At 58.5% G+C, this 26,165-nt stretch carries 21 protein-coding genes and 2 riboswitches; of the genes, 1 reads left to right on the top strand and 20 read right to left on the bottom strand.

The annotated features are described in order from the left end of the window. Window positions 1–2 precede the first annotated feature (2 nt). On the top strand, window positions 3–782 hold the full coding sequence (gene rsmA / locus ABD720_RS02180) for a 16S rRNA (adenine(1518)-N(6)/adenine(1519)-N(6))-dimethyltransferase RsmA (protein WP_344761577.1): 780 nt from the start codon (window positions 3–5) through the stop codon (window positions 780–782). Between the two features lie 120 nt (window positions 783–902). Here the strand turns inward: rsmA and ABD720_RS02175 are convergent, their stop codons facing one another. From ABD720_RS02175 to ABD720_RS02080, 20 genes are all read right to left on the bottom strand, one after another. Continuing rightward, entirely contained in the window at window positions 903–2,573 is a 1,671-nt protein-coding gene (locus tag ABD720_RS02175) for a pre-peptidase C-terminal domain-containing protein (protein ID WP_344761576.1), read from the bottom strand. Between the two features lie 90 nt (window positions 2,574–2,663). After that, a riboswitch (cyclic di-GMP riboswitch) is annotated at window positions 2,664–2,750 on the bottom strand. 415 nt (window positions 2,751–3,165) lie between these two features. Beyond that, a complete protein-coding gene (locus tag ABD720_RS02170) occupies window positions 3,166–4,797 on the bottom strand; it encodes a zinc metalloprotease (RefSeq protein WP_344761575.1) in 1,632 nt (543 codons plus the stop codon). An 87-nt stretch (window positions 4,798–4,884) separates the two neighbouring features. Further along, window positions 4,885–4,971: riboswitch (cyclic di-GMP riboswitch) on the bottom strand. A gap of 283 nt (window positions 4,972–5,254) precedes the next feature. Continuing rightward, window positions 5,255–5,644 carry a lactoylglutathione lyase gene (gloA, locus tag ABD720_RS02165; protein ID WP_344761574.1) on the bottom strand — a complete coding sequence of 130 codons (390 nt, stop codon included), beginning with the start codon at window positions 5,642–5,644 and terminating at the stop codon, window positions 5,255–5,257. Window positions 5,645–5,694: 50 nt separating this feature from the next. Continuing rightward, the gene (locus ABD720_RS02160; protein ID WP_425547901.1) at window positions 5,695–6,495 is read right to left on the bottom strand and encodes a M48 family metallopeptidase; all 801 of its coding nucleotides are present in this window, start codon (window positions 6,493–6,495) and stop codon (window positions 5,695–5,697) included. Window positions 6,496–6,546: 51 nt separating this feature from the next. Continuing rightward, the gene (locus tag ABD720_RS02155) at window positions 6,547–7,299 is read right to left on the bottom strand and encodes a lysophospholipid acyltransferase family protein (RefSeq protein ID WP_344761573.1); all 753 of its coding nucleotides are present in this window, start codon (window positions 7,297–7,299) and stop codon (window positions 6,547–6,549) included. A gap of 29 nt (window positions 7,300–7,328) precedes the next feature. Beyond that, window positions 7,329–7,889 carry a D-glycero-beta-D-manno-heptose 1,7-bisphosphate 7-phosphatase gene (gene gmhB, locus ABD720_RS02150; protein ID WP_344761572.1) on the bottom strand — a complete coding sequence of 187 codons (561 nt, stop codon included), beginning with the start codon at window positions 7,887–7,889 and terminating at the stop codon, window positions 7,329–7,331. After that, the gene (gene glyS, locus ABD720_RS02145; protein WP_344761571.1) at window positions 7,886–9,982 is read right to left on the bottom strand and encodes a glycine--tRNA ligase subunit beta; all 2,097 of its coding nucleotides are present in this window, start codon (window positions 9,980–9,982) and stop codon (window positions 7,886–7,888) included. Before glyS ends, gmhB begins: the two co-directional genes overlap by 4 nt. A gap of 85 nt (window positions 9,983–10,067) precedes the next feature. Further along, the gene (gene glyQ / locus ABD720_RS02140; protein WP_344761570.1) at window positions 10,068–10,979 is read right to left on the bottom strand and encodes a glycine--tRNA ligase subunit alpha; all 912 of its coding nucleotides are present in this window, start codon (window positions 10,977–10,979) and stop codon (window positions 10,068–10,070) included. 72 nt (window positions 10,980–11,051) lie between these two features. Further along, on the bottom strand, window positions 11,052–12,659 hold the full coding sequence (lnt, locus tag ABD720_RS02135) for an apolipoprotein N-acyltransferase (RefSeq protein ID WP_344761569.1): 1,608 nt from the start codon (window positions 12,657–12,659) through the stop codon (window positions 11,052–11,054). Beyond that, on the bottom strand, window positions 12,592–13,476 hold the full coding sequence (locus ABD720_RS02130; RefSeq protein ID WP_344761568.1) for a CorC family transporter: 885 nt from the start codon (window positions 13,474–13,476) through the stop codon (window positions 12,592–12,594). Before ABD720_RS02130 ends, lnt begins: the two co-directional genes overlap by 68 nt. Window positions 13,477–14,730: 1,254 nt before the next feature. Next, window positions 14,731–15,192, bottom strand: coding sequence for an rRNA maturation RNase YbeY (ybeY, locus tag ABD720_RS02125; protein ID WP_344761567.1), 462 nt, complete (start codon window positions 15,190–15,192; stop codon window positions 14,731–14,733). Then, window positions 15,176–16,264, bottom strand: coding sequence for a PhoH family protein (locus tag ABD720_RS02120; RefSeq protein WP_344761566.1), 1,089 nt, complete (start codon window positions 16,262–16,264; stop codon window positions 15,176–15,178). Before ABD720_RS02120 ends, ybeY begins: the two co-directional genes overlap by 17 nt. A 10-nt stretch (window positions 16,265–16,274) precedes the next feature. After that, window positions 16,275–17,615: a tRNA (N6-isopentenyl adenosine(37)-C2)-methylthiotransferase MiaB gene (gene miaB / locus ABD720_RS02115; RefSeq protein WP_344761565.1), complete on the bottom strand. Its 1,341-nt coding sequence runs from the start codon at window positions 17,613–17,615 to the stop codon at window positions 16,275–16,277. Then, window positions 17,615–17,968 carry a hypothetical protein gene (locus ABD720_RS02110; protein ID WP_344761564.1) on the bottom strand — a complete coding sequence of 118 codons (354 nt, stop codon included), beginning with the start codon at window positions 17,966–17,968 and terminating at the stop codon, window positions 17,615–17,617. The genes miaB and ABD720_RS02110 overlap by 1 nt, the downstream gene beginning before the upstream one ends. Before the next feature lie 640 nt (window positions 17,969–18,608). Next, the gene (locus tag ABD720_RS02105) at window positions 18,609–19,832 is read right to left on the bottom strand and encodes a tetratricopeptide repeat protein (protein WP_344761563.1); all 1,224 of its coding nucleotides are present in this window, start codon (window positions 19,830–19,832) and stop codon (window positions 18,609–18,611) included. A gap of 199 nt (window positions 19,833–20,031) precedes the next feature. Continuing rightward, window positions 20,032–20,457, bottom strand: coding sequence for an ExbD/TolR family protein (locus tag ABD720_RS02100; protein ID WP_344761562.1), 426 nt, complete (start codon window positions 20,455–20,457; stop codon window positions 20,032–20,034). A gap of 34 nt (window positions 20,458–20,491) precedes the next feature. Beyond that, window positions 20,492–20,923 carry an ExbD/TolR family protein gene (locus ABD720_RS02095; protein ID WP_344761561.1) on the bottom strand — a complete coding sequence of 144 codons (432 nt, stop codon included), beginning with the start codon at window positions 20,921–20,923 and terminating at the stop codon, window positions 20,492–20,494. A 3-nt stretch (window positions 20,924–20,926) separates the two neighbouring features. Then, window positions 20,927–21,826, bottom strand: a complete 900-nt coding sequence (locus ABD720_RS02090; RefSeq protein ID WP_344761560.1) for a MotA/TolQ/ExbB proton channel family protein — start codon at window positions 21,824–21,826, stop codon at window positions 20,927–20,929. 129 nt (window positions 21,827–21,955) lie between these two features. Further along, window positions 21,956–22,549, bottom strand: a complete 594-nt coding sequence (locus tag ABD720_RS02085; protein ID WP_344761559.1) for an energy transducer TonB — start codon at window positions 22,547–22,549, stop codon at window positions 21,956–21,958. Between the two features lie 617 nt (window positions 22,550–23,166). Then, window positions 23,167–26,019, bottom strand: coding sequence for a TonB-dependent receptor (locus tag ABD720_RS02080; protein WP_344761558.1), 2,853 nt, complete (start codon window positions 26,017–26,019; stop codon window positions 23,167–23,169). Window positions 26,020–26,165: the final 146 nt, after the last annotated feature.

Genomic DNA, 26,165 nt, shown 5'->3' with positions numbered 1-26,165 from the left:
ACATGAAACACATCGCCCGCAAACGCTTCGGCCAGAATTTCCTGACCGACAAGCAAGTCCTGCAAGACATTATCCAGACCATCGCTCCTGTATCCGGCGATACGATGGTCGAAATCGGCCCCGGCCTTGGCGCGATGACGCGCTTGCTGATGGACGATCTCGACCAGTTGCACGTCGTCGAGCTGGACCGCGACCTGGTCGTGCGCCTGCAAAAGACCTTCGACCAGAAAAAGCTGTTGATCCATTCCGGCGATGCGCTGCAATTCGATTTCGGCGTCCTGCCTGTGCCGGCCGGAAAAAAACTGCGGGTGGTGGGGAACCTGCCGTACAACATCTCCAGTCCGCTGCTGTTTCATCTGGCGAGTTTTACGGCACTGGTGCAAGACCAGCATTTCATGCTGCAAAAGGAGGTGGTTGAGCGGATGGTCGCGCCGCCCGGCGGCAAAAGTTATGGCCGGCTCTCGGTCATGCTGCAGTGGCGCTATGCGATGTCATTGCGCTTCATCGTGCCGCCGACAGCGTTTGATCCGCCACCACGGGTCGAATCGGCGATCGTGCGCATGATCCCGCTGGAAGCGCCACTGGCCTGCAATCAGCAAGCGCTCGAACAAGTCGTGCTCAAAGCGTTCTCGATGCGTCGCAAGGTATTGCGCAATTGCCTGGCCGGCATGTTCACCGAAAATCAACTGATCGATGCCGGTATCGACCCGACCTTGCGGCCAGAGACGGTATCGCTGGAGCAGTATGTTGGCTTGGCCAATCGCCTGCCGGTGGCTGTTTAGCCTTCCCGGTTCAACTGTCATTCCGGTGCATAAAAAAGCCGGCAAGCACTTCCTTGCGGAAGCCCTTGCCGGCTTTGTCATTCCTGATCCGGACGGCACGCAGCGCGTGCCAGTGAAGCCTTACCTGGTTGCCAGTGCGGAAGTACCGGTGATTTTGTACTCGCCAATGTTGCCGTAGTTGCTGTACCCGGTCGAGAGTGGATCGCCGCGACCAGCGCCCGACACTTTCAGGTAGTAGGTACCCTGGGCTGGCAAGCTCAGACTGAGCGACTTGGCCAGGGTGGTCGTGGCGGTTGTGCTGGTTGCGAGTACCTTACCAGTGACATCCAGCAGTTGCACTGCCACATCCAGGTCGCTGCCGAGCATCGAGCCGGACACTTTCAGGCTGACGGCACCGGCACCGGCCGTGAACTTGAACATGTCGATGTCGCCCGGAGTTTCGATCCGACCGAACCCACTCAGATTGCTGAGGCCATTGGCGCTGGTGGCGATCAGGGCATCAGCGAGGGCGATCGTGTTGCCATGGTCGTCGGCACGTGGTTTCAGGCCAAGTTTTGCCATCGTGGCGTAGGTATCCTGCTTGTTGTTGGCGTTGCGGTACTCGCCTTTCGACCATTGCGTCAGGTTCTTGTAGTAGCCCACGCCCATGATCGGGGCCCAGCCGGTATCGCCCGCACCCTGGCCCGCGTAATACCCGGTCGATGGCAGCACGCCCTGATGGGTCAGTCCCAATGTGTGGCCGAGTTCATGGGCGATACACTCGCCGATGTATTTTTCGGTGTTCGCCAGATTGTTCGGGAAGCAGTACGACGTTACGCTACCAGCCACAAACGTCGTGAACGAATTCAGGTAGGCATAACCGCCAGCCGAAATGACGCGCGGCGTGATCAGCATTGTCGCGCCGAGCTTGCCGGCAGCGGCCACCGGTGGTTCGGTCGTCACATCGACATCGAAGGCAGCATAATCTTCTGCTACACGCAACATCACGCGCTGGATCACGAGCCGTTCGGAGGTGCTGAACGTGCTTGGCACTTTATCGGTATCAAAGGCCGGATCGGTCCCTTTGCCCAGGAAATTGAGGTACAGCACACGGCTCGAACCCGGCTTGCTGTGCAGCAGGAAGGTTTCCGACAACGGGAACGGGCTGGTGCCAGTGGTGGTTGCGATCGATGCGTTCACCGTCGTGGTTGCCATCGTGGTGCCATTGGCCTGACCTTTGACCAGTTCTTCATCGATATGCAGCACACGGCCCTTGCGGTCGAGGTGCACGCTATTGTCGGTCAGCAGCATTTGGCGGAATTCGGTGTTGCTCATGCCATACCACTGTGCGACTGCGTCGAGATGGCCACCCAGCGCAGCGATCGCGTCGCTACCAGATGAAAAGCCGTTCAGGGCAATCCGGGCAAACGGGGCATTGTCGGTGGCGCCGTTGGCGCTGGCGGGCACATAGTCAGCCGGCATTTCCATTTTTGCCATCGTGTCCTGGCTTAGGGTGGACGGTGCGGCTGCAGCATGGTCGTGGACTTCTGCGGTATCCACGGTGGCAGTTGCAATTTCAGTGGCGTTGGCGTTGACCAGAGTCGACTGGGCCAGCAGCATCGGATTGGCATTCCATGGATTGGATGCGGCGGTCGATGCGGCGTTCGTTGTGGCTGCGCTGGTAGTGCCGACAGGCGCAATGACCTGGTCGTTCGGCGTGGTGACAGTATAGATACCGAGTCCGGTGAAGGCGACGGTGATGGCGGCGATGAGTGTGCGGACAACTGGTTTCCGCGAAGCTGGCTGATTCATTGAATTCCCCTGTTATGGATAGAAAGTACGAACAAGGGGCTGGCGCGGTCGGGAAGATCATCGTCCTGTCATGGAACAGGGATCCCTCTTCTCGGCAACCCCGCTACCATGATCTTTTCAGATATTAGGCCGGAGGCTTTGCGTCCTTATCTTTCGATAAGTTTGCCCATGTGCAGATACTCTTCTTAATGTTTCCTTGCGTCAACTAAAAAATGTGAACTGAGTGAAACATTTTTTAATGGTATTAATTTTGGAAAAAAACATACAGAAATTCTGTTTTATTCGATTATTTTGATTTTATTTATGGTTAATTCATTTGATGGTGACGGTTGCTGATGAGGTACGTTGCAAAAATCGCGGATAAACCACGCGGTCTCTCCTCCATTTGGCGAGTGACGGTGTGACCATCCTCCGTTCAGGCGAATCGCCCGGCCACAAAAAAGCCGGCAAGCACATCCTTGTCGGAAGCGCTTGCCGGCTTTGTCGCTCTCCTTGGAAGTGACGCCAAGTTCGCGTGCCGTGTCTGGCATCACTATGTGAACGTCGGCCTTCAATCGTTCGCGACGGCCGTATACCTGGCTGGCATCAATGCTCAGTTCGCCAGTGCAGCGCTCCCTGTGATCTTGTACTCACCAAGATTGCCGTAGTTGCTGTACCCGGTAGCCTTTGGATCACCGCGGCCGGCACCAGTTACTTTCAAGTAATAAGTACTTTTGGCTGGCAAGTTCAGACTGAGCGTCTTGGTCAGCGTGGTGGTGGCGCTGGTACTGGCAGCCAGTACCCTGCCATTGCCATCCAGCAGTTGGACGGCAACGTCCAGATCGCTGCCAAGCATCGAGCCGGCCACGGTCAGGCTGACGGGTCCGGCGCCTGCTGCGAACTTGAACATATCGACGCTGCCTGGCGTTTCGATGCGACCAAAACCGCTCAGATTGTTCAGGCCATTGGCACTTCTCGATATCAATGCGTCGGCCTTGGCAATCGTGTCGCCATGGTCATCGGCACGTGGCAGCAACCCCAATTTGGCCATCGTCGCATACGGGTCCTGCTGGTTGTTGGCGTTCAGGTACTCGCCTTTCGACCATTGCGTCAGGTTCTTGTAATAGCCTACGCCCATGATCGGGGCCCAACCCGTATCGCCGGAGCCCTGACCGCTGTAGTAAGACGTTGACGGCGACACACCCTGATGGGTCAGGCCCAGCGTATGACCGAGCTCGTGCGAAACACATTCGGCAATGTATTTTTCGACATAGGCCAGATTATTCGGGTAGCAAAAGGATGAAGCGTTACCGGGCGTGAACGTCCTGAACGAATTCATGTACGTGTAGCCACCTGCATTGATCGAGCGCGGTGTGATTAATATCGTCGCGCCGATTTTGCCACTGACGTTCACGGGCGGCTCGGTCGTGACGTCGACATCGAAGGCTGAATAATCTTCCGCTACGCGCAACATCACGCGCTGGATCACCAGACGTTCGGCGGTACTGAAGGTCGACGGTACGCCATCCATGTCAAATGCCGGATAGCTACCTTGGCCTGTGAAGTCGAGGTATAGCACACGGGTCGAACCCGGCTTGCTGTGCAGCAGGAAAGTTTCCGATAGCGGAAACGGGCTGGCGCCGCCAGCTGCCGCCACCGATGTCGAGACAGTCGTGGTGGCCATCACAGATCCGTTCTTCAGGCCAACTGCGAGTTCTTGATCGATATGCAGTACACGGCCCTTGCGATCGATGTGTACGCTGCTGTCCGTAAGCAGCATCTGGCGGAATTCGGTATTGCTCATGCCGTACCACTGCGCCACCGCGTCGAGATGACCACCCAGTTGGGCGATCGCCGCGCTGCCGGATGAAAAGCCATTCAGTGCGATCCGGGCGAATGGGGCATTGCCGGTGACACCGGTAGCGCTGGCGGGCACAAAGTCCGCCGGCATTTCCATGGATGCCATCGTTTCCTGGCTGAGAGTTGACGGTGCTGCGGGGGCAAGCGGCATCTCCTGCGGGCTGACCGAATCGGCAGTGCCGGCGCTGACCAGCATCGATTGCGCCAGCAGCATCGGATGGGCATTCCATCGATTGCCTGTCGTAGCGGCCGTGGCAGTGGCGACCGGCGCAACTGTCTGGTTATTCGGGGTGGTGACGGCATCGATACCGAGGCCGGTGACTGCGAGGGTAGCGGTGGTGATCAGGGTGCGGACGACCACCTTCCGCGATACAGGTTGCTTCATTGAATTCCCTTGTAAGGATGAGATACAAACAAGGGGTTGGCGCGGACGAAGAAAGAATCATCCTGTCCATCTGGCAGGATCATTTTTTCATGCAGCCCCGCTACCGTGATCTTTGCAGACCGTAGGCCGGAGGCTTTGCGTCCCCATTTTTCAATGAGTTTGCCAATTAGCAAATAAATGACAGCGCGGTACTCAACACCAGTTAATCGTTGTTAACTTTGTCGTGCACTGGAAATGATCACCAGGCCCATGAAGAGGTAACGCTATTTCGTTGTCTTGTTTATCCCTGCTGTTGTACTGTTCCGGCGAACCCATGTCAGACGTGTTCTTGTCTATCGATGTCAGATAAGTGCGTGGCATGGCTTGAAAACATAGCCACTGTACTTTCTTTTGAGAAAATTGCAACACGACATCTAGTTGCCTGGCCAGATCATCTGGGCTGGCAACTGTTGGCAAATCACATCGGCTTGCGCTCAATGAGTTCGATTTTGTAGCCATCCGGATCTTGCACGAAGGCGATGACGGTGCTGCCGCCTTTGACAGGGCCGGCGTCGCGGGTGACTGTGCCGCCGCTTTGCTTGATCGCGGCGCAGGTCTGTGCAGCGTCTTCCACGGCGATCGCAATGTGGCCGTAGGCAGTGCCCTGGTCATAGCTCTCGACACCATAATTCCAGGTCAGTTCGAGTTCGGCATGTTCCGGGTTTTTGCCGTAACCGACAAAGGCGAGCGTGTATTTCTGGGATGGATTATCACTGGTACGCAACAGGGTCATGCCCATGACGTTGGTATAAAAATCAATCGAGCGTTGCAAGTTGCCGACGCGCAACATGGTGTGAAGTAGACGCAAAGCATTTCTCCGAAAAATAAAACTGCCGCAGGAGTGCGGCCAGCGGTGCATCAAAAGGCGGGCAAGGTCGCCGGAGCTTGTTGCCTTAAAGTTTTTCGTGCTACCTCGAACTCCGGAAAGATCGATTGCACGGTAGACCAGAATCGCGGGCCATGGTTCATTTCAAGCAAGTGTGATAACTCGTGAGCAACAACATAATCGATTAATGGCAATGAAAAATGGATCAATCGCCAGTTCAGCCGGATACGGCCATCGGCGGTACACGAGCCCCATTGGCGCGTCGCCGAGGACAGCGCATACGACTGGTAGCGCACACCCAGCTTGTCGGCGTACAGCGGCAGGCGTTCGCCAAAGATCCGTTTTGCTTCCAGTTGCAGCCACGCTTGCACACATTCCTTGCGCTGCTGTTCGCTGGCATCGACCGGCAGGCAAACCATCAGTTCTGCCAATTCCAGATTGCACGAAATGGTACTGCGCTGATGCGCCACGATCCGCAATGTCAGCGTGCCGCCCAGATACGGTACCGCAGCGCCATCGCTCCACTGCATGGCCGCCGGCAACTGGCGCGCCTTGCGGTCGCGGCGTTCATTGAGCTTGGCAAAAATCCAGCGTTGCTTGTCGCGCACCACATTATCGATTTCGGCCACCGAGACCCAGCGTGGCGCCGTCACCCGCAGCCCGTCATCATTAATCAGGAAACCGATGGTGCGCCGCGTCGAGCGCTTCAGACTGAATTCGAGGATGTGGTTGCCGATATGCAGGCGACGTTTCGGGCTTGTCGCGCTGCCAGTGCCCTGTGCGGACAGTGGCGTCAGTTCCGCCGCAAACAGATCCTGCTGTGTGCTCAGCAGGTTCGCATCGGCAGAAAGATTGCGCGGCTGGGTCACGGCAGGGAGATTCCGCTATTTGGGCACGAACGGCGTCGCATACATGGTCGGCGAAATCACCCGCATTTCGGACTCGATCCAGTTTTCGACCGCCTGCATCAGTTCGGCGGGTGTCTTGCCCTCGGATGAAATGGGCGCCCCTATCGATACGGTCACCAGACCCGGCTTCTTGATGAAGGAATTCTTGGGCCAGCATTCGCCGGAATTGACCGCGATCGGTACCACCACGGTATTGGTTTCGACCGCCAGCCGTGCACCGCCACCCTTGTACTTGCCCTGACCACCGACTGCAGTACGGGTGCCTTCCGGGAACATGATGACCCACTGGCCATCGGCCAGGCGCTTGCGGCCCTGTACCACGACCTGGGCAAAGGCGTCGCGGCCATTGCTGCGATCAATCGGGATCATGCGCAGCAGCGCCAGCGCCCAGCCAAAAAACGGTACGTACAGCAATTCTTTTTTCAGCACGAAAATCAACGGGCGCGGCATTTCCGACAACAGGAAAATCGTTTCCCAAGCGGACTGATGCTTGCACAACAGGATCACCGGCGCATCCGGCAGGTTCGTCACGCCACGCACCTCATAGCGAATCCCGCACACTATCTTTGCCAGCCAGATCACGAACACGTTCCAGCGTGAGGTAATGAAATAACGCGCGCCGTAGGGCAACGGCAAGGCCACGAAGCAGATACAGGCCCACGGAATCGTGACCAGCACCATGACAACCAGAAAAAGCAGCGAGCGCAACAGCAGGATAAAACGAGACATCGAAACTCCGGAACAGGAAAAAAGAAGGGTCAGGCGGGTGTCAGCAAATGGTCAACCACGGCGCTCAGCGTGTCGAAGACCGTCGTGCCCGGCGGCAGGCCGCCCTTGGCTTCGGTCACGATTCCCTTGCCGGTGCGAACCAGGAACGGCACGCAACCCACCACATAACCGGCCTGCAGGTCGCGCAGCGAATCACCGACGGTCGGTACACCTTTCATGCTGACTTCATAGCGACTGGCGATTTCATGCAGCAGTCCCGGTTTGGGTTTGCGGCAATCGCAATTGGCGTCCGCCGCATGCGGGCAAAAGAACACTGCATCGATGTCGGCGCCGGCCTGTTGGGCGGCATCGTGCATTTTCTGGTGGATCGCATTGAGCGCGTGCATCGAAAATAATCCGCGGGCTATTCCCGACTGGTTGGTCGCCACCACCACGCGATAAGCTGCCTGGTTCAGGCGGGCGATCGCTTCCATCGAACCGGGAATCGGAATCCATTCCTCCGGCGACTTGATGAACGCGTCGGAGTCGAGATTGATCACGCCATCGCGGTCGAGGATGATCAGCTTGACCGGAGGGGTGCGCTCGCTCATGTGGCCAGGGTCGAGATGTCGGCCACCCGGTTCATCATCGTGTGCAATTGCGACAGCAGGGCGATCCGGTTGGCGCGCAGTTGTTCATCCTCGGCCATCACCATCACATCCTTGAAAAACGCATCGACGTTGTGACGCAAACGCGCCAGCGACAGCAGCGTGCCGCTGAAGTCACCGGCCGCAAAGGCTGCGTCGACGTGCGGCTGCAACAGCGTCATCGCGCCATACAGCGCTTCTTCGGCCACTTCACGCAGCAGGCCGTTGTGGACGACGCCGGGAACGATGTCGGTCTTTTTCAGGATATTCGTGATGCGCTTGTTGGCGGCGGCCAGCGACTCGGCTTCGGGCAGGGCGGCGAAGGCATGCACTGCATCGAGCCGGTCGATGATGTTGTCGAGTACATCGGGTTGCTGCGCCACGACCGCTTCGATTTCATTCGGCGTAAAGCCGCGTTCGCGCAGCAGACCGCGCAACCGGTCGAACATGAATGCCAGCAGCGCGGGGCCGGGCACGGTGAAGGCCGGATTGCCGGCAAACAGATTCGCGGTATCGGCCAGCACGCCCGACAGCGACAGCGGCAGGCGCTTTTCGATCATCATCCGCAGCACGCCCAGTGCATGGCGGCGCAGCGCAAACGGGTCCTTGTCGCCGGTCGGTTGCAGGCCGATGCCCCAGATGCCGACCAGGGTTTCGAGCTTGTCGGCCAGCGCCACGGTGGTGCCGGTCACGCTGGACGGCAACGCATCGCCGGCAAAACGCGGCTGGTAGTGCTCGGAAATGGCCAGCGCGACTTCGGCCGGTTCGCCATCGTGACGGGCGTAATACGCACCCATGATGCCTTGCAGCTCAGGGAATTCACCGACCATGTCAGTGATCAGATCGGTCTTTGCCAGCAACGCGCCGCGTTCAGCCAGTGCCACATCGGCACCCAGCGCCAGCGCGATCTTGCCTGCCAGTGTGGCGACGCGTTCGGTGCGTTGTGCTTGCGTGCCGAGTTTGTTGTGGTACACCACGCTCGACAGGCCGGGCAAGCGGTCCGCCAGTGATTTTTTCTTGTCCTGCTCGAAAAAGAATTTTGCATCCGACAGGCGCGGCCGCACCACGCGCTCGTTGCCGCCGATGATGTGCTGCGGATCGGCGGTGGCGATGTTCGAGACGATCAGGAACCGTGAGCGCAGCTTGCCATCGTTGTCGGTCAGCGCAAAATATTTCTGGTTGGTCTGCATCGTCAGGATCAGGCATTCCTGCGGCACCGCCAGGAATTCTTCCTCGAAATGGCAGGCATACACCACCGGCCATTCGACCAGTGCGGCGACTTCGTCGAGCAGCGCTTCGGGCATCAGCACCTTGTCGTCACCGGCCGCTGCCAGCAGCGCCGCGCGGATGGTTTCCTTGCGGGCCACCGGATCGGCAATGACGCTGCCCTGCTGTTCGAGGATCGTGCCGTAGCTGTCGGCGTCGGTGATGCGTAATTCGCCCTCCGACAGAAAGCGGTGGCCCAGCGTGACCCGCCCGGCGTGGAGTCCCAGCAGCGACAGCGGCAGCAATTCATCGCCGAACAGCGCGATCAGCCGATGCACCGGACGCACGAATTGTACGGTACTGCCATCGGGACGCTGGTAGCTCATCAGCTTCGGGATCGGCAATTTGGCGATGGCTTCTTCCAGTACCTGTTGCAGGCCATCGCGCAGCGAGGCACCCGGCGCGCTGTAATTGTAGAAAAAACTCTCGGCCTTGCCATCGGCAGCACGCTCCAGATCGGCCAGCGTCGGTGTCGCGCCGGGAATCGCCACGGCCATCGCTGCCAGTTTTTTCAGCAGCGGTGCGCTCGGGTTGCCTTCCGCATCCAGTGCCACCGAGACCGGCAGGACCTTGTCGCGCATGGTTTTGGTGGGCGAGACCGCACGCACTTGCGTGATCGTCACGGCCAGTCGGCGTGGCGAGGCATAGGTCGTGGTGACCGACGCTGTCTCCAGAAAATGGCGCGATGCCAATCCCTGCGCCACGCCTTGGGCGAAGGCCTCGCCCAGTTTGGCAAGCGCCTTGGGCGGCAGTTCTTCGGTAAGCAGTTCGACCAGTAGCGTTTGATTCATGTTTAAGCAGTCATTCCGGAGCAGGCTGCCGACGGCCGGCAGCACATAGTGAAAAGGGAGAGGCCAGGGTGTGCATCACCCTGTTTCAGGCGACCTGGCGCGGGTCACCGCACATCGGGAACCCGAGTTTTTCACGCGATGCCAGATAGGCCGCTGCGACCGCGCGCGACAGCGTGCGGATACGGCCGATATAGGCGGCGCGTTCGGTCACCGAAATCGCGCCACGGGCGTCGAGCATGTTGAAACTGTGCGCTGCCTTCAGGATCATTTCGTAGGCCGGCAGTGTCAGCGACAACTCCATCAGGCGCTTGGCTTCGGACTCGAAACTGGTGAATTGAGAAAACAGGAAATCGGTATTCGCGTGTTCGAAGTTGTAGGTCGATTGCTCGACTTCGTTCTGGTGGAACACGTCGCCGTAAGTCAGGTTGCGTGTCACGCCGTGGTCGCTGCGTTCGGTCCAGACCAGGTCATAGACATTTTCCACACCTTGCAAATACATCGCCAGGCGCTCGATGCCGTAGGTGATTTCACCCAGCACCGGTTTGCAATCGAGCCCGCCGACCTGCTGGAAATACGTGAATTGCGTGACTTCCATGCCATTGAGCCAGACTTCCCAGCCCAGGCCCCAGGCGCCCAGCGTCGGGTTTTCCCAGTCATCTTCAACGAAGCGCACATCGTTTTGCTTGAGATCCAGGCCGAGCGCTTCGAGCGAGCCGAGGTACAGTTCCAGGATGTTTTCCGGCGCGGGCTTCAGGACTACCTGGTATTGGTAATAGTGCTGCATGCGGTTCGGATTTTCACCGTAGCGACCATCTTTCGGACGGCGCGAAGGCTGCACGTAGGCAGCGCGCCATGGCTCCGGGCCGATTGCGCGCAGGAAGGTCGCGGTATGCGAGGTGCCGGCGCCGACTTCCATGTCGTACGGTTGCAGCAAGGCACAGCCCTGGGCAGCCCAGTATTCTTGCAGTTTGAGAATGACTTGTTGGAATGTGAGCATCTGGTTCGGATCGCAGCGGAAGTAGGGGTTGTCGTGCCTGATCCCGACAGGATCACAGCAAAGAGAGGGATTTTAGCGGTTTTCGGGTGAGCCGGGCACGCGCCCGGCCACCTTTTTGCGGCCAAGCACGCCTGCCAGCAGCAGCATTGCGGCGGCAATCGCCAGGATCAGCCGGTTGCCCAGCAAAATATACGGCGTGGTACCGCGATAACCTTGTACCGAGGCGTCCAGCACGCCAGCGGTGAGTGGCTGCAGGCTGTGCAGCACGCGGCCCTTCTGGTCGATCACGGCGGTCGCGCCCGTATTGGTGGCACGCAGCATCGGCCGGCCAGTTTCGAGCGAGCGCATTTGCGAGATCTGCAGATGCTGCGGCAGCGCGATCGAGTTGCCGAACCAGGCAATGTTCGAGACATTGAGCAGCAGCGTGGCTTGCGCGCCATTGCCGCTGAGCTGGTCGGCGATCTCTTCGCCAAACAGATCTTCGTAGCAGATGTTCGGCAAGACCCACTGATCCTTGACGGGCATTGGCACCTGTTGCACCGCGCCACGGCTAAAGTCGCCCAGCGGCATCTGCATCATGTCGATGAACCAGCGAAAACCCAGCGGAATGAATTCGCCAAATGGCACCAGATGATGTTTGTCGTAGCGGTAGGACACCAGGCCGCCGCTGCCGATGCCGAGCACGCTGTTGGTGTAATGCTGCGCACTGTCGGCGATCGGTACGCCGACGAGCAAATGGCTGCCGGTGTTGCGCGCAAATGTGCCCAGGCGCGGCAGATAATCTGGCGGCAACTGGTTTGCCAGCAGTGGCAGGGCGGTTTCGGGTGTCACGATCAGGTCGGCGGGTTTGGCCGTGATCAGGTCGTAATAATTGATCAACGTGTCGGGTATGCGGTCCGGGTTGAACTTCATTTCCTGCGGCACGTTGCCTTGCAGCAGACGCACCGTGATCGGTTTGCCGAAGGGCGCAGTCCAGTTGATCTGCTGCAGGACCGCGCCGCCAATAAATAGCACGGCCGGCAACAGTGCCAGCCATTTGTGTCTCGGCAGCAGGACCAGTGCACCGGCAATCACTGCGCTGAGCAAGCCGATACCGTACACGCCAATGACCGGCGCAAAGCCCGCCAGCGGTCCGCTCTGGTGGGCATAGCCAGCCGCAAGCCACGGGAATCCGGTAAATATCCACGCCCGCGTCCATTCGGCCAGCATGAACAGAGCCGGCAGTAACAGCAGTAGCAATACCCGGGGGGCACTGTCCCAGCGTTGCCGCAGCGCGGCGGCCAGTCCGGTGGCGCCGGCCATCAGTCCGGCCAGGAACAGCGCCAGTCCGGCCACGGCAATCACCGTTACCGGTGCCGGCAGGGCGCCGTAATCATGCAGGCTGACATACAGCCAGCAGGTACCGAACAGCAGCCAGCCAAATCCATACATCCAGCCCAACAGCGCGCTGCGACGCACGCCATCGGTACGCATCAGCAGCCAGAACAGCGCACTCAAAGAAAGGATTTGCAGCGGCCACAAGCCGTATGGCGCGAAAGCCAGGACGTTCACTGCGCCGGCGCAAAACGCCAGCGGGACGGCAAATCGCTCCGGCGTACTGCCGGTAGCGCGATTACGCAACCGACTCTGCCGCAGGCTCGCCCAGCTTTTCGACCAGCAGCACGTGGACCTGGCGGGCATCGGCACGCAGGACTTCGAAACGCAACTGGTCGATATCGAACACATCGCCCTTGTGCGGGACGCGGGCCAGATGATTGGCGACCAGTCCGCCGATGGTGTCGACGTCGTCGTCTGGGAGATTCACGCCGAGCGCCTCATTGAACTGGGTAATTTCGGTCAGTGCCTTGACCCGCCATTTGGCGCCGAACTGCCCATCCTTGATCGCCAGCACGTTGTCTTCTTCTTCATCGAAATCGTATTCGTCTTCGATGTCGCCAACGATCTGCTCCAGCACGTCTTCGATCGTGATCAGGCCGGCGACACCGCCGTATTCGTCGACCACGACGGCCATGTGATTGCGGTTGGCGCGAAAGTCGCGCAGCAGGACATTGAGGCGTTTCGATTCCGGAATGAAGATCGCCGGGCGCAGCATGTGGCGCACGTCGAACGATTCTTCTGCGTAGTAGCGCAGCAGGTCTTTGGCCAGCAGGATCCCGACCACCTTGTCGCGTTCTCCCTCGACCGCGGGGAAGCGCGAGTGGGCGGTATCCAGCACCATCGGCAACCATTCCTCGATCGGCTTCGCGATATCGACCATATCCATCTGCGAGCGCGGAATCATGATGTCGCGGGCGGACAGGTCGGACACCTGAAACACGCCTTCGATCATCGATAGCGCATCGGCATCGATCAGGCTGCGTTCATGGGCGTCTTGCAGGATTTCGAGCAACTCGGCGCGGTTTTCCGGCTCGGGTGAAATCAGGGCGGTGAGTCGTTCGAACAACGAACGATGCGGTTTGGCGTCGGGGAGTTTCGCGCCAGTAGGGTGATCTTGCATTGGGCGGAGAGCCGTGGGTTCGGTGTGGTTTTGAAGGGGATCAGGATACACCATAAGAACCGGGTTTTTGGCATTCTGGTGTGGTTGCGGTCTTGGCCGCGGCCGCTTTGCCGTCGTCGCGACCAAGCCGGGGGCGGCCGGCAGCCTGTCAACCCGGCCACCGTCCGTAGGTTGGGCTGCGAAGCCCAACCTACGTCAGGTTGCGGTGCGGGTCGCCACGGCGTCGAGGCCTTCGGTAACTGAAATGTTATGTGCTCCGTCATGACCAAGCCGGGGGCGGCCTGGCAGCCGGTCACTTCTTTTTGCTTCGCTGTCCGTAGGTTGGGCTGCGAAGCCCAACATGCGTCAAGTTGCGGTGCGGGTCACCACGGCGTCGAGGCCTTCGGTAACTGAAATGTTATGTGCTCCGTCATGACCAAGCCGGGTGCGGCCCGGCAGCCGGTCACTTCTTTTTGCTTCGCCAAAAAGCAGTAACCAAGAAAAAGGCGACCGCAAGACCGCTGCCCTGCGGGTTCCCAAAAACCGGGTACGGCAAGAGGGAAGCCCGCAAACTCGCTGCGCTCAGACAGTGCGGGCTTCTGATCCTCTTGCCGTACCCCGTTTTTGGCAGCGGCCTTTTTACGCGGAATTCAAGATCAAGACCAAGCCCAGCCTTGGTAATTGATTGATGGCGAGGCTCGCTTTGCGCGAGAACGCTAGCTCGTCAAAATCAAATTCAAAACCAAAACCAAAACCAAAACCAAAACCAAAACCAAAACCAAAACCAAAACCAAAACCAAAACCTACAAAGCTTTTACCAGCAGTCCTCCTCGCGCAAAGCGAGCACGACCATCATTCAAATACCAAGGCTGGGCTTGGTCTTGACTTTGAATTCCGCATAAAAGGCCGCTGCCAAATACCGTGCCCGGGCAGGGGATAAGAGGCCCGCACTGTCTGAGCGCAGCGAGTTTGCGGGTCTCCCCCTGACCGGGCACGGTATTTGGGAACCCGCAGGGCAGCGGTCTAGCGGTCGCCTTTTTTTGCTTACTTTATTTGGCGAAGCAAAAAAGTGAGCGGCTGCCGGGCCGCACCCGGCTTGGCTCCACGGAGCGCAAGCCGTTTTAGCTACCGCAGCCCGCAGCCCGCAGCCCGCCCGTAGTGTCGACCCGCAAAGCAACCTGACGCACGTTGGGCTTCGCAGCCCAACCTACAGAGTTTTGTTCGCAGCCCAACAGAGTTTTGTTCGCAGCCCAAGGCTCACCTTGAAAGGACAGCCTATACCGGCTCGAGGTACGGATTCCCAAACCCCAGCTTCCCCAGCACCTCAATCTCCAGCGCCTCCATCTCATCCGCCTCGACATCCGTCTCATGGTCATACCCCTGCGCATGCATCACCCCGTGCACCACCAGATGCGCGGCATGGGCCAGCAAGGGTTTGCCCTGCGCGGCAGCCTCGGTCTCCAGCACATCGGTACACAGGATCAGGTCAGCCCGGGTGACGTCTTCCGACTCGTCTTCGCTGTAGGCAAACGTCAACACATTGGTCGCGTAATCCTTGCTGCGATATTCCCGGTTCAGGGTGCGGCCTTCCTCGGCATCGACGAAACGGATGGTCAGTTCGGCTGGCGCAAACAGCGCTGCCTGCACCCAGCGCCGCAGCAGAGGACGGGTGATCAGCGTGGCCAGGCGCGCATCGGGATACTGCACCGCCAGCGAGAGTTTATTTTTTGGTGACACGGCGGCTCGCTGCGGGTTTCTGGCCAAGTCCTTCTGCATCCAGTGCAGAGGCTTCATAGGCATCGACGATGCGTGCCACCAGTGGATGACGGACCACGTCGGCGCTGGTGAATCGGGTGAAGGCGATGCCGCGAACGTCATCGAGCACATCGATCGCGTCGATCAGACCGCTCTTCTGGCTACGCTGCAAATCGATCTGCGTGATGTCGCCGGTGATGACGGCCTTGCTGCCAAAACCGATCCGCGTGAGGAACATCTTCATCTGTTCCGGCGTGGTGTTTTGCGCTTCGTCGAGGATCACGAAGGCATGATTCAGCGTGCGGCCACGCATGTAGGCCAGTGGCGCGATTTCGATGGCCTGCTTCTCGAACATTTTTTGGGTACGGTCAAAACCGAGCAGGTCGTACAGCGCGTCGTACAGCGGGCGCAGGTACGGGTCGACTTTTTGCGCGAGGTCGCCCGGCAGGAATCCCAGGCGCTCACCGGCTTCGACTGCCGGGCGCGTGAGTACGATGCGCTTGACCGCATCGCGTTCCAGCGCATCGACCGCGCAGGCTACCGCGAGGTAGGTTTTGCCGGTGCCGGCCGGACCGACGCCAAACGTGACGTCATGGTCGAGAATGGCTTTGAGGTATTCCAGCTGGTGCGGCGTGCGGCCGCGCAAGTCATGGCGCCGGGTTTTCAGGACCGGGCCGTCCGGTTCTGTCGGTGCGGGCAGTTCGAATTCTTCGGCCGCCTTGCGTTTGGCGGCGCCACGCAATGGCTTGAGCGTGGCCGGTGGCGTTTCGGCATACGCCATGCCGGCGCGTTGCTCGACCAGTGCCAGCTGGACTTCTTCGATCGACACGACCTGGTCGGCAATCGCGTAGAACTTTTCCAGCAGCGCGGTGGCGCGTTCGGCGTTGCTGCCGCCAACAATGAAGCGCTCGCCGCGCCGGAAGATGGTGACGTCGAGCGCAGCAGAAATCTGCCGCAGGTTTTCATCCATCGGGCCGCACAGATGGGCCAGCCGCTTGTTGTCGAGCGGTTCGGGGACGAAGTACAGTGGTTCAGCGGGGGAGCGTGTTTTCAAAAGTCGCCAATCAATGTGGGAGGACTACTTCGCCGCGCAGCGAATAGCCGAAACTCTGGGTGATGGTCAGGTCGATCAATTGCCCGACCAGGCGCGCACCGTTCGGGCCACCATCAAAATTGACCACCCGGTTGTTTTCGGTGCGGCCCTGCAGTTCGCTGGCATCCTTTTTGGACGCGCCTTCGACCAGCACGCGGAACACCTGGCCAACCATCGCGTCGCTGTAGCGCCGCGTGTTGGCATCGATGACGGCCTGCAGTCGTTGCAGACGTTCGAGCTTCACGGCGTACGGCGTGTCATCCTCCAGCGTGGCGGCCGGGGTACCGGGACGCGGGCTGAAAATGAAGCTGAAACTGTTGTCGTAACCGATGTCGTCGATCAACTTCATCATCGCCGCGAAATCGGCTTCGGTCTCGCCCGGAAAGCCGACGATGAAATCCGACGAGATCGCAATGTTCGGCCGCACTTCGCGCAGGCGGCGGATGATCGACTTGTATTCAAGTGCGGTGTAGCCGCGCTTCATGGCCATCAGCACACGGTCCGAGCCGTGCTGCGCCGGCAGGTACAGATGGTCGACCAGCTTCGGTACTTTGGCATAGGCGTCGATGAGGCGCTGGCTGAATTCTTTCGGATGACTGGTGACGAAGCGGATGCGTTCGATACCGTCGATCTCGGCGATGTACTCGATGAGCAGCGCAAAGTCGGCGATCTCGCCATCGGCCATGACGCCGCGAAAGGCATTGACGTTCTGGCCCAGCAGCGTGATTTCCTTGACGCCCTGCGCCGCCAGTCCGGCCACTTCGGCCAGCACGTCATCGAAGCGGCGCGAGACTTCTTCGCCCCGTGTGTACGGCACCACGCAATAACTGCAGTATTTGCTGCAGCCTTCCATGATCGACACGAACGCGGTGGCGCCGTCGACCCGGGCCGGTGGCAGGTGGTCGAATTTTTCGATTTCCGGAAAACTGATGTCGACTTGCGCCTTGCCCGAACTGCGGCGTGCGTCGATCAGGGCTGGCAAGCGGTGCAGTGTTTGCGGGCCAAAGACCACATCGACATACGGCGCGCGCTTGATGATGGCAGCGCCTTCCTGCGACGCCACGCAGCCGCCGACGCCGATGACCAGGTCCGGCTTGAGCAGCTTGAGTTCGCGGATACGACCGAGGTCGGAAAAGACTTTTTCCTGAGCTTTTTCACGCACCGAACAGGTGTTCAGCAGGATCACGTCGGCGTCTTCGGGCGTGTCGGTTTTCACCATGCCGTGGGTCGCGTTGAGTACATCGGCCATCTTGTCCGAGTCGTACTCGTTCATCTGACAGCCGAAGGTTTTGATGAATACTTTTTTCTGCATTATTGAGTCTGGTTTGAAGAGGTGGTGTTGGCAGGGCGGCGGATCGCTGCTTCTTGTTCACTGAGCAGCCAGACCCGGTCGATCGTGCCGTTCAGGTCGGTGGTGTAATTGACGGTATGGGCATTGCTGCCGAGTGCGTTAGGAATCACGGTCAGGTTGTCGGTGCTCCAGATGCGTGCGCCTTGTGCGAGGCTGCGTGCCTTGCCATCCAGACTGACTTGCGGATAGTCGGTAATGGCGAATATGCCGCGTTTGGCGTTCGCCGGAAACGGCCGATCGAAGGCGTGCGCTGGCAGGGTCAGGAAGGCAATGCTTGCAAGCACCAGGCAATTCAGGATTCGGTGAAAACGCATGGCGGTCTCCGTGTTGATGGCTGTCGATGGTGTTCGGGCAAGGCGCAGGGAGCTGCGCGGTGCGGATGAAACGGGATAGCCTGGTTGCGCTTCAGGGGCCTGTCGTGCTTGCCGTGGCGAGTCTCGGGGCTGCAGTCTGAACGATTTGCGAGTGTACACCAAAGGGTGTGAATTTCTGACACAGCACGGCCGGGATCTGTGCAGATAGAACGTGCGGCGCGATGTGCCGTGATTTCAGCGGATACCAACTATGGTCTCAACATCAACGCGCAGGCCGGACTGCGAAGTCTGTCATTTCAAGCTAGTCCTCGGACCGCCAACACAGCGCCGAATCGTAGCTTGGGCTGCAAAGCCCAACACGGGTCAAGCTTCCTGTCAGGTCGTTGCGCGGTCGTAGGTTGCTGACGTGGTGACTACGCCAAAGCGACAAGCCCGGAGCTGCCCGACGGAGCAAAATCGCTTCCATTAGCACCGGCCCCATCGGGAATTTGACACAGGTTGGGCTTCGCAGTCCAACCTACAGTCGGTAGTTTTCATGGTGAAATTTGCACGTAAAGTCCACTTTGAAAGGGCTGGCTGCGAAGTCCGGCCTGCGCCAACTTGCGGCACAGCTGCCGCACCTTACCGCGCGACACAACGCCTAATTCATTGGCGTACCAGTCTGCACCACCCACAGTCGCGCCAGATCAGCCGCGCCATCGGTCCCCTGCACCGTCTTGAATGCCTTGATCGCACTGTCCTTCTTCCCGGCACTCGCATACGCCACGCCCAGATGCAGACGGGCTTCATCAAGCCGTTTCAAGCCACCTTTTTTGATCCCTTGCTCCATCAGTGCCAGACCCTTCTCGGCCTGTCCTGCAGCCACCAGGCTATAGCCAAGATTGACCAGATCAGTACCATCCTTGCTGGCCAGGGCCGCGCTCTCTGCCGCCGCAAAGCCGGTCTTTTCCTCAGCCGCGTTCTTGTTCGCCAGGTCCTGCAAGCGCTTCTGACGAGGACCTTCTGCACCGACACCGAGCACGCCTGCCTTGAATCCCATGTCGGCAATTTTCTTGCCTTCCGCGCCGAAACCGGCTTGCAGCGCCAGTTGCGACATTTCCATATAGTCACCGGCCGATTTCAGCAAGCCACTCGCCAGACGCAGGCGGAATACATCCAGCGCATAGCGATCCGAAAAGCCTTTCTTGCTGGAGATGCGGTTGACCAGGTCAGCCCAGTATTGCTTCTTCGGATACGCCCCGACCAGTTTCTCCATGGCCTGGACATAGGCACTGTTGTCATTCAGTTTCAGTGCGCAGCTCACCAGCAGCTGGAGCGATTCTTCGCTTGGTGTGCGGCCGGCCTTTTCGTCGGCCTGTATCGATGACTGCAACTCCTTTTGTGCCTTCGTGAAATCGTTATTCAGGAAGTAGGTCTGGGCCAGCAGTGCGCGCACTTGCGGGTCGGTGCCGCCTTCCTTGATGTAGCGCTGGATCCAGGTCTGTGCCTTGGCATAATCCTGGGCGCGGTAATACAGGATGGCCAGCGCCTGCATCAGCTTGACGTTGTCGGTGGCCGGCATGCGGCCCGAATTGATCGCCGATTCGTAGGATTTGGCAGCAGTGGCATTGTCGCCGGCACCCTGTGCGGCAGCACCCCGCATGCGGTCCAGCGTCAATTGCTCGGTCGGATTTTTGGCACCGACGCGGTCGGCATCACGCACCTTGGCAAGCGCTTCCTTGTAGCGCTGCGCGCGCATCATTTCCTGTGCTTGCTGCAGTGGTTTGCCGAGTTCGGCACGCACCGATTCCTGCGCGTACGCGGCACCGCCGACACTGATGGCGACGAGCAGGAGGGTAAGGCGGGCTATCTGGAATCTGGACATGATGCTCTTTCAATTAAACGTACAAGGGACAAGTCCGTCGCGACCAAATCTGGCCCGACACAGCTGACGATTCTTCACTGCGCATCGACTGCCGTAGTGCATTGCGGTTCTCTGCGAGGCGACTCTTCAGCGTGGACTTCTGCAAATGAAAACGGCAGAGGAAAGCCCCCTGCCGTGCAATCAAATCGCCAACAACCGGTTACTTGAGAAACTGCTCATTACCGACCATGCCGATCTTGGTCACGCCCAATCGCTGGGCTGACGCCATCACGGCAGCCACCGATTTGTACGCCACCAGCTTGTTCGGACGCAAATGCACTTCCGGCTGGGTTGGTGTTGCAGCGACTGCCTGCAGCTTCGCTTCGAGGGTGGCGCGGTCCGGAACGATGATGCCATCCCATATCACGGTGCCATCGAAATCGACATCGACCGTCACCACCACTGGCGGTGCCGTCGGTGGCGGTGGATTGCCGGCCGGCATATTCAGATTGATGGCGTGATTCTGGATTGGAATCGTGATGATCAGCATGATGATCAGCACCAGCATCACGTCAATCAAAGGCGTCATGTTCATTTCGATCATCGGCTCGTCGTCACCGCCGCCTGATCCTATATTCATTCCCATCGCATGCTCCTTGTCCTTGTACTTACCTGAGGTCTCAACCGCCGCGTGCAGGGGGTTCGGTAATGAAACCCACCTTCACGATGCCAGCGCGTTGCGCCGTCAGGATGACCTTACCGATGAATTCGTAGCGGGTGTTCTGGTCGCCGCGAATATGCAGTTCGGGTTGCGGTGTCATCACTGCGACGGTTTTCAGTCGGGCCAGCAGGGCGGTCGTATCGGCCACCGGTTGCTCGTTCCAGAACATGTCGCCATCCTTGTTGACGGCCAGGTTGATGTTGTCCGGCTTGGTCTTGTAAGGCTGGTTGACTTCGCTCGGCAATTTCACCGGCACGGTATGCGTTACCACGGGAATCGTGATCAGGAAAATGATCAGCAAGACCAGCATGACGTCGACCAATGGCGTCGTGTTGATCGTGGCGATCACCTCGTCCTCATCGCTATCCGGAGAGCCGAGATTCATCGCCATGGATCAGCCCTTTTTATTGGCGGTCGACATCACGCCCGACAGCAGGACCGAATGCAGGTCGGAGCTGAAGGCGCGGACGTTTTCCATGGCGGTCTTGTTGCGACGGACCAGGAAGTTGTAACCCAGCACAGCCGGTACCGCGACAGCCAGACCAATGGCGGTCATGATCAGCGCTTCGCCAACCGGGCCTGCGACTTTGTCGATCGAGGCCTGACCAGCGATACCGATGGCGGTCAGTGCATGGTAAATACCCCAGACGGTACCGAACAGACCAACGAACGGTGCGGTCGAACCGACGGTCGCCAGCAATGCCAGGCCATCTTGCAGGCGTGACTGCACTTTTTCGACTGCGCGCTGGATCGACATCGTGACCCAGGTATTGAGGTCGATATGCTCCAGCAGGGCGCCATCGTTATGCACGGTCGACTTGACGCCGGTTTCGGCGATGTAGCGGAACGGGCTGCCGTCTTTCAGTGTGGCGATACCAGCGTCAACCGAATTGGCGCTCCAGAACTTCTTGTTGGCGTCAGCTGCCTGGCCACCCAGTTTGAGCTGGTCGATCACCTTGGTGATGATCACGTACCAGCTGCTCATCGACATCAGCACCAGAATGATCAGCGTGCCGCGGGCAACGAAGTCGCCGCCTTTCCAGAGTGCGTCGAGACCGTACGGATTGGAGACTTGCTCTTTGGCCGGCTCCATCGACGCGGTGGCGGTGCCGGCAGCAGAATCGATCGCAGGCGCAGCGGCTGCTGGTGCAGCGGTTTCGGTCGTGGCCTGCGCAATCATGATCGGAGCCGTGTCAGCGGCGGAAGCCGTTTGCGGCGCCAGCAACGCGGCGGCGGAAGAGACAGAAATCAGTAGCGCGGCAGCGATTGCGGACAAACGGTTAGGTAAAAACATGCTTCCTCCAATGAATTAAACAGGTACGAATAAATGGGTACGAATACCGGGTAAAAATGAAACCGGCTAGCCGGTCTGATCTAATTGAACCGGCGCTGCACGGGTCAGTGCAGCGCCGGCATTGCCGTGTTAATTATCCAGTTTCCAGACATATTCGACCGAGAAGGTCGACTGTACAGGCTTGCCATCCTGCGTGCCCGGGTTGAACTTGCACTTGCTCAGACCTGATACCGCAGCCCGGTCCAGGTTGCGTGATCCGCTGGTTTTCTTGATCTTGGCATCCATCATCTGACCGCTTGCCGACACCGTAAATTCAACCCGGGTCACGCCTGTTTCTTCGGCAATCAGCGAGGCCCGCGGATAATCCGGCTTGCAGCTGTTGAGATCATTGATACCAGCCACCACGACCGGCGGTGCTGACGGGCCAGGCGCTACCGGTGCAGCGACAGCAGCCATCGGTACGCTAGGCGCTGGCATGACCGGATTGACTGGCTGCACGTTCGTCACAGCAGCAATCGCATTGACTGGCGGCGGCGTGTTGACCTGGATTTCTGGTGGCGGGATAAACGGTGGAGGCGGTGCGACCATCTTCGGTGGCGGCGGTGGTTGTGGCAAATCCGGTGGCGGTGGCGTCACCTTGACTTCTTCGATCAGTTTGGTTTCTACCGGCTCCGTGATGACTTCAACGGCTTTGCGGGCAAGTCCTGAGACGAGGGCGTACACGATAAATACATGCAGAAGTATGACAGCCGCGAGGCCACCAAATTTTTTCGCGGGGTTTCGTTCTTTCTGCGAGAAATCCATGCCTTCACTCCTCCATTACCAATACATTTTTCTGAGACGAACCCTGTTGAAAAACACGGGCTGCAGGCATTTTGAAATTTAACCAAGCGAGGATTATACATAGAACGATCCGAGCAGCAACGAAAATATAATCCCTGATTAATCAAGGGGATAGCGCAGTTTTTGTATGTGCGCTACCACTCCGACAAAACAATTTTTTCATAAAAGAAATTATTCCTGAAGAAAATTTTGTGGAATGCATGCATCGGCGGCGCTTGCGGCCGCGATGCGGGTCGAAAGCGAATTTTAGGCGACGTGAAATCTGTGCGGGGGCAATGATCGTGCAGGCAATCCGGGCGTGTTTGGCTATCAGTCAGCGCGGTTAAAAATTAAAGCAATCCTTCTAATTCGGGTCTCAGGTGCATGATTTTATTGCACACAATTGAACGTCATGATCAGGCATAAAAAAACCCGGGAACACGTCCCGGGCTAATGTGCTGCTATTGTCAGATTCCTGCCGTTACCGGCAGGGTTGCTGACTTAGTGATTGTTCTGAATCAGAACTTGTATTTGACACCAACGTTCAGGTAACGGCCAAGCGCACCGCTGTAGTCCAGCGGATTGTAGGACTGTGCACCGTAGGTCAATGGATCAAGTGGCGGGATCCGGTCGAACAGGTTCTGGATCGTGCCAAAGACTTCGACGTTCTTGTTGGCCAACCAGCGGAAGCTCATGTCGACGGTGGTGAAGGACGCCAGTTTGCAGCCGTTAGGTGCATCGGTACCGTCAGCAAAGAAGCTGGCGCAACCGGCCGGATCGTTCTTGAATAACTTGTTGTCGAGCTTGCCGCGGTAGTTGACGATGGTCGATACGCGGAAGGCATCACGTTCCCAGGTAGCACCCAGGTTGACGCGATCTGCTGGCGTACCGATACAGTTGGTGACGTCACAGTTGCCGTGCGTGCCGGCGAAATCAAACTCGGAGCCGTCTTTTTCCTTGCGCAGGAATTTGAACAGGTGAGTCCATTTCGCATCGACGGTCAACTTGCCGTAGCCAGTACCCAGATCGAAGCCCTGACGGAAGTCGAGGTCGGCGCCCTGAACGGTGGTTGATGCCGAATTGACATACTTCGCCAGTACGGCAGTGATACCACCCGGGTCACCCGGAATGGCGGTGGCTGTCGTTGGATCACGGGATACCTGGCCTGCGGCGATCGATGCCGAGGTCTGTTCCTGGTTGATTTCATTGTTCCGTTTGATCTGGAAGAAATCGAGGGACATGCTGGTCTTCGGCAGTGGATCCCAGACGAAACCGAGGGTGGTGCTTTCGGATTTTTCTGGCCGCAGGTCTTTGTTTGGCGATGTGATGACGGCGACGCTGGCTGGCGAACAAGCCGAGGTCACACCCAATGCGCAGCGGGTAGGATCGATCGCGCTCGAGAAGGCAGCCAGGCCGCCTTCGCCGTTTTCAGCTGCACTTGGTGCACGGAAGCCGCGCGCCACGGTACCGCGGACAGCGAATTCCTTGACCGGTGTCCATTTCGCTCCGAGTTTTGGTGTGAAGGCATTGCCGACATCGGTGTAATGGTCAGCACGAACTGCCGCTGACAATTCCAGCGATTTCGCAACCGGCGCCAGCACCTCTGCATACAGGGCGCCGACATTGCGGCTGCCTTTGTATGCGGAGTAACCCAGTCCGATGACGTCACCGGTTTCGGTGCCGCTGGACGGATCGAGGTTGACTGTCTCGCGACGGAATTCACCGCCGATGGCCAGGCCGATATTGCCACCGTCGAGTTTGCCGAGTTCGCGGGACGCCTTGAAGTCGATTTGCGTGACCTTGGTCTTGGCATCGTTGCTGACCGTTGGCGACAATGCGGCATAGACCGCAGCCGAATTCAGGCCAGCGTTTTCAGCGATACGCCAGTAAGTGCCTGCTGGCAGAGCTGCATAGGCAGCACTTTTTGCACGGGCATTGGCCACGTTAGTGACAGTCGGATTCAACAGGGCAAATGTCGCTGCACGCGCCAGATAGCCAGTACGCGAATTCGATACCGTGTTTTCCGAGTAAAGGAACGCGGTGTCGAAATCCCAGGCGCCCTGAGTACCTTTCAGACCTGCAACCAGACGCGTGAACGTCGAGTCAATCGTGCTCACACGCTGTCCGACATCGGTGGCGATGTAACGCAAGCGTGCTGCAGTACCGAAGTATGGATTGTCCGGATGACCTGCGCCAAGAGCAACACCCGCATTGCTGACTGGTCCGCCCGGATAACCAACGCTGCCGCTGACGGTAGACGGAGTCGTTGATGACACCGAGTTGCTTTTGTACAGGTTGTATTCCACGTAGGCCTGCAGATCCGGCGTGATCTGACGGGTGCCGCGGCCGAAGAAGTTGAAGGTCTCTTGCTTCGGCTGGATTTCGTTGTACTGCTGCGCTGCATCGGTCAGGCAGCCACCGAGTGGATCGCCCTGCGGATGCGTCGTGAAATTACCGCAGGCGGCGCCCGGAAAGAGGCGGGTGAAACCGGTGCCCGCAAGATTGCCACGGTTGTAATAATCCAGCGTGGTCGGATTGCGGACGTTGCCGTTGACTGCGCTACCGGCGAGGTTGTTGTCAACGATCGCACCGGCGCCACTCAGGCTTTCCTGTGCGCTGAAACCGTACGGACGCAGGTCGGATTTACCGACCTGACGACGATCATCGCGATCACGGTAATTGGCTTTGCCTTTGTTGCCGTATTCAAAGTTCAACAAGACATTGTATTTGTCGGTATCGATATCGCCGAAGCCGTGCGTAATCGTCGCGCGCACATCTTTACCGTCGTTGTAGCCGGTGGTCTGACCGTAGCTGACTTTGGCGGTCGTGCCTTTGTAGTCCTTGCGCAAGATCACGTTGACCACGCCGGCGATGGCGTCCGAGCCATAAATTGCCGATGCGCCGTCTTTCAGGATTTCCACGCGCTCAACGGCTTCCAGTGGAATCAGGTTCAAGTCGGCAAAGACTTTTTGACCATCATCGGCCAGGCCATATGGCGCAACCCGGCGTCCATTGACCAGCACCAGCGTCGATGCGGTACCCAGGCCACGCAACGAGATACCCGATGCGCCGGCAGCGAAGCCATTGCCGAAGGTCGTTGGCACCGAACCTTGATTGTCGACAGCGAGTGACTGGAGCAATTCGGCAACACTGGCTTTACCGGATTTTTCAATATCGGCGCGGCTGAGAGTCTGGACAGCGGAGGCTGTTTCCGACTGTGCGCGGCGGATGTTCGAGCCCGTCACTTCCACGCGCTGCGTTGAAACGGCTTCCTGGGCAAGGGCTGGCATGGCGATCATGCCAATACCAACAGCGACACCACCCGAGAACATCAGGCGCATCGATCGCGACAAAACTGTTTCCTTCATCATTGCCAAACTCCTTTGGGGAATAAATATGTTTTTTAAAAGCCATCTTTACGCACCGATTTTTTTTCGGGTCGCCAACTACTTTCTTCTGGAAAGTAAATTTGTGGCTCAGATGGAACCATTTGAAATACAGGGGTGTCAACGCAAAA

It is taken from the genome of Actimicrobium antarcticum (assembly GCF_039536745.1).
GTDB classification, from domain to species: domain Bacteria; phylum Pseudomonadota; class Gammaproteobacteria; order Burkholderiales; family Burkholderiaceae_D; genus Actimicrobium; species Actimicrobium antarcticum.
The sequence above is the reverse complement of the archived record's forward strand: the minus strand, read 5'-3'. Positions and strand labels throughout refer to the sequence as shown.

Excerpts from the sequence above, each read along its gene's own strand:
- ABD720_RS02100 (WP_344761562.1), bottom strand. The coding sequence starts at position 20,457 with ATGGGAATGAATATAGGATCAGGCGGCGGTGACGACGAGCCGATGATC.
- ABD720_RS02080 (WP_344761558.1), bottom strand. The coding sequence starts at position 26,019 with ATGATGAAGGAAACAGTTTTGTCGCGATCGATGCGCCTGATGTTCTCG.
- ABD720_RS02105 (WP_344761563.1), bottom strand. The coding sequence starts at position 19,832 with ATGTCCAGATTCCAGATAGCCCGCCTTACCCTCCTGCTCGTCGCCATC.
- ABD720_RS02130 (WP_344761568.1), bottom strand. The coding sequence starts at position 13,476 with ATGCAAGATCACCCTACTGGCGCGAAACTCCCCGACGCCAAACCGCAT.
- ABD720_RS02175 (WP_344761576.1), bottom strand. The coding sequence starts at position 2,573 with ATGAATCAGCCAGCTTCGCGGAAACCAGTTGTCCGCACACTCATCGCC.
- glyS (WP_344761571.1), bottom strand. The coding sequence starts at position 9,982 with ATGAATCAAACGCTACTGGTCGAACTGCTTACCGAAGAACTGCCGCCC.
- miaB (WP_344761565.1), bottom strand. The coding sequence starts at position 17,615 with ATGCAGAAAAAAGTATTCATCAAAACCTTCGGCTGTCAGATGAACGAG.
- ABD720_RS02090 (WP_344761560.1), bottom strand. The coding sequence starts at position 21,826 with ATGTTTTTACCTAACCGTTTGTCCGCAATCGCTGCCGCGCTACTGATT.
- glyQ (WP_344761570.1), bottom strand. The coding sequence starts at position 10,979 with ATGCTCACATTCCAACAAGTCATTCTCAAACTGCAAGAATACTGGGCT.
- ABD720_RS02095 (WP_344761561.1), bottom strand. The coding sequence starts at position 20,923 with ATGGCGATGAATCTCGGCTCTCCGGATAGCGATGAGGACGAGGTGATC.
- lnt (WP_344761569.1), bottom strand. The coding sequence starts at position 12,659 with ATGCCCGCCAGGTCCACGTGCTGCTGGTCGAAAAGCTGGGCGAGCCTG.
- ABD720_RS02110 (WP_344761564.1), bottom strand. The coding sequence starts at position 17,968 with ATGCGTTTTCACCGAATCCTGAATTGCCTGGTGCTTGCAAGCATTGCC.
- ABD720_RS02170 (WP_344761575.1), bottom strand. The coding sequence starts at position 4,797 with ATGAAGCAACCTGTATCGCGGAAGGTGGTCGTCCGCACCCTGATCACC.
- gmhB (WP_344761572.1), bottom strand. The coding sequence starts at position 7,889 with ATGAGCGAGCGCACCCCTCCGGTCAAGCTGATCATCCTCGACCGCGAT.
- rsmA (WP_344761577.1), top strand. The coding sequence starts at position 3 with ATGAAACACATCGCCCGCAAACGCTTCGGCCAGAATTTCCTGACCGAC.
- ABD720_RS02155 (WP_344761573.1), bottom strand. The coding sequence starts at position 7,299 with ATGTCTCGTTTTATCCTGCTGTTGCGCTCGCTGCTTTTTCTGGTTGTC.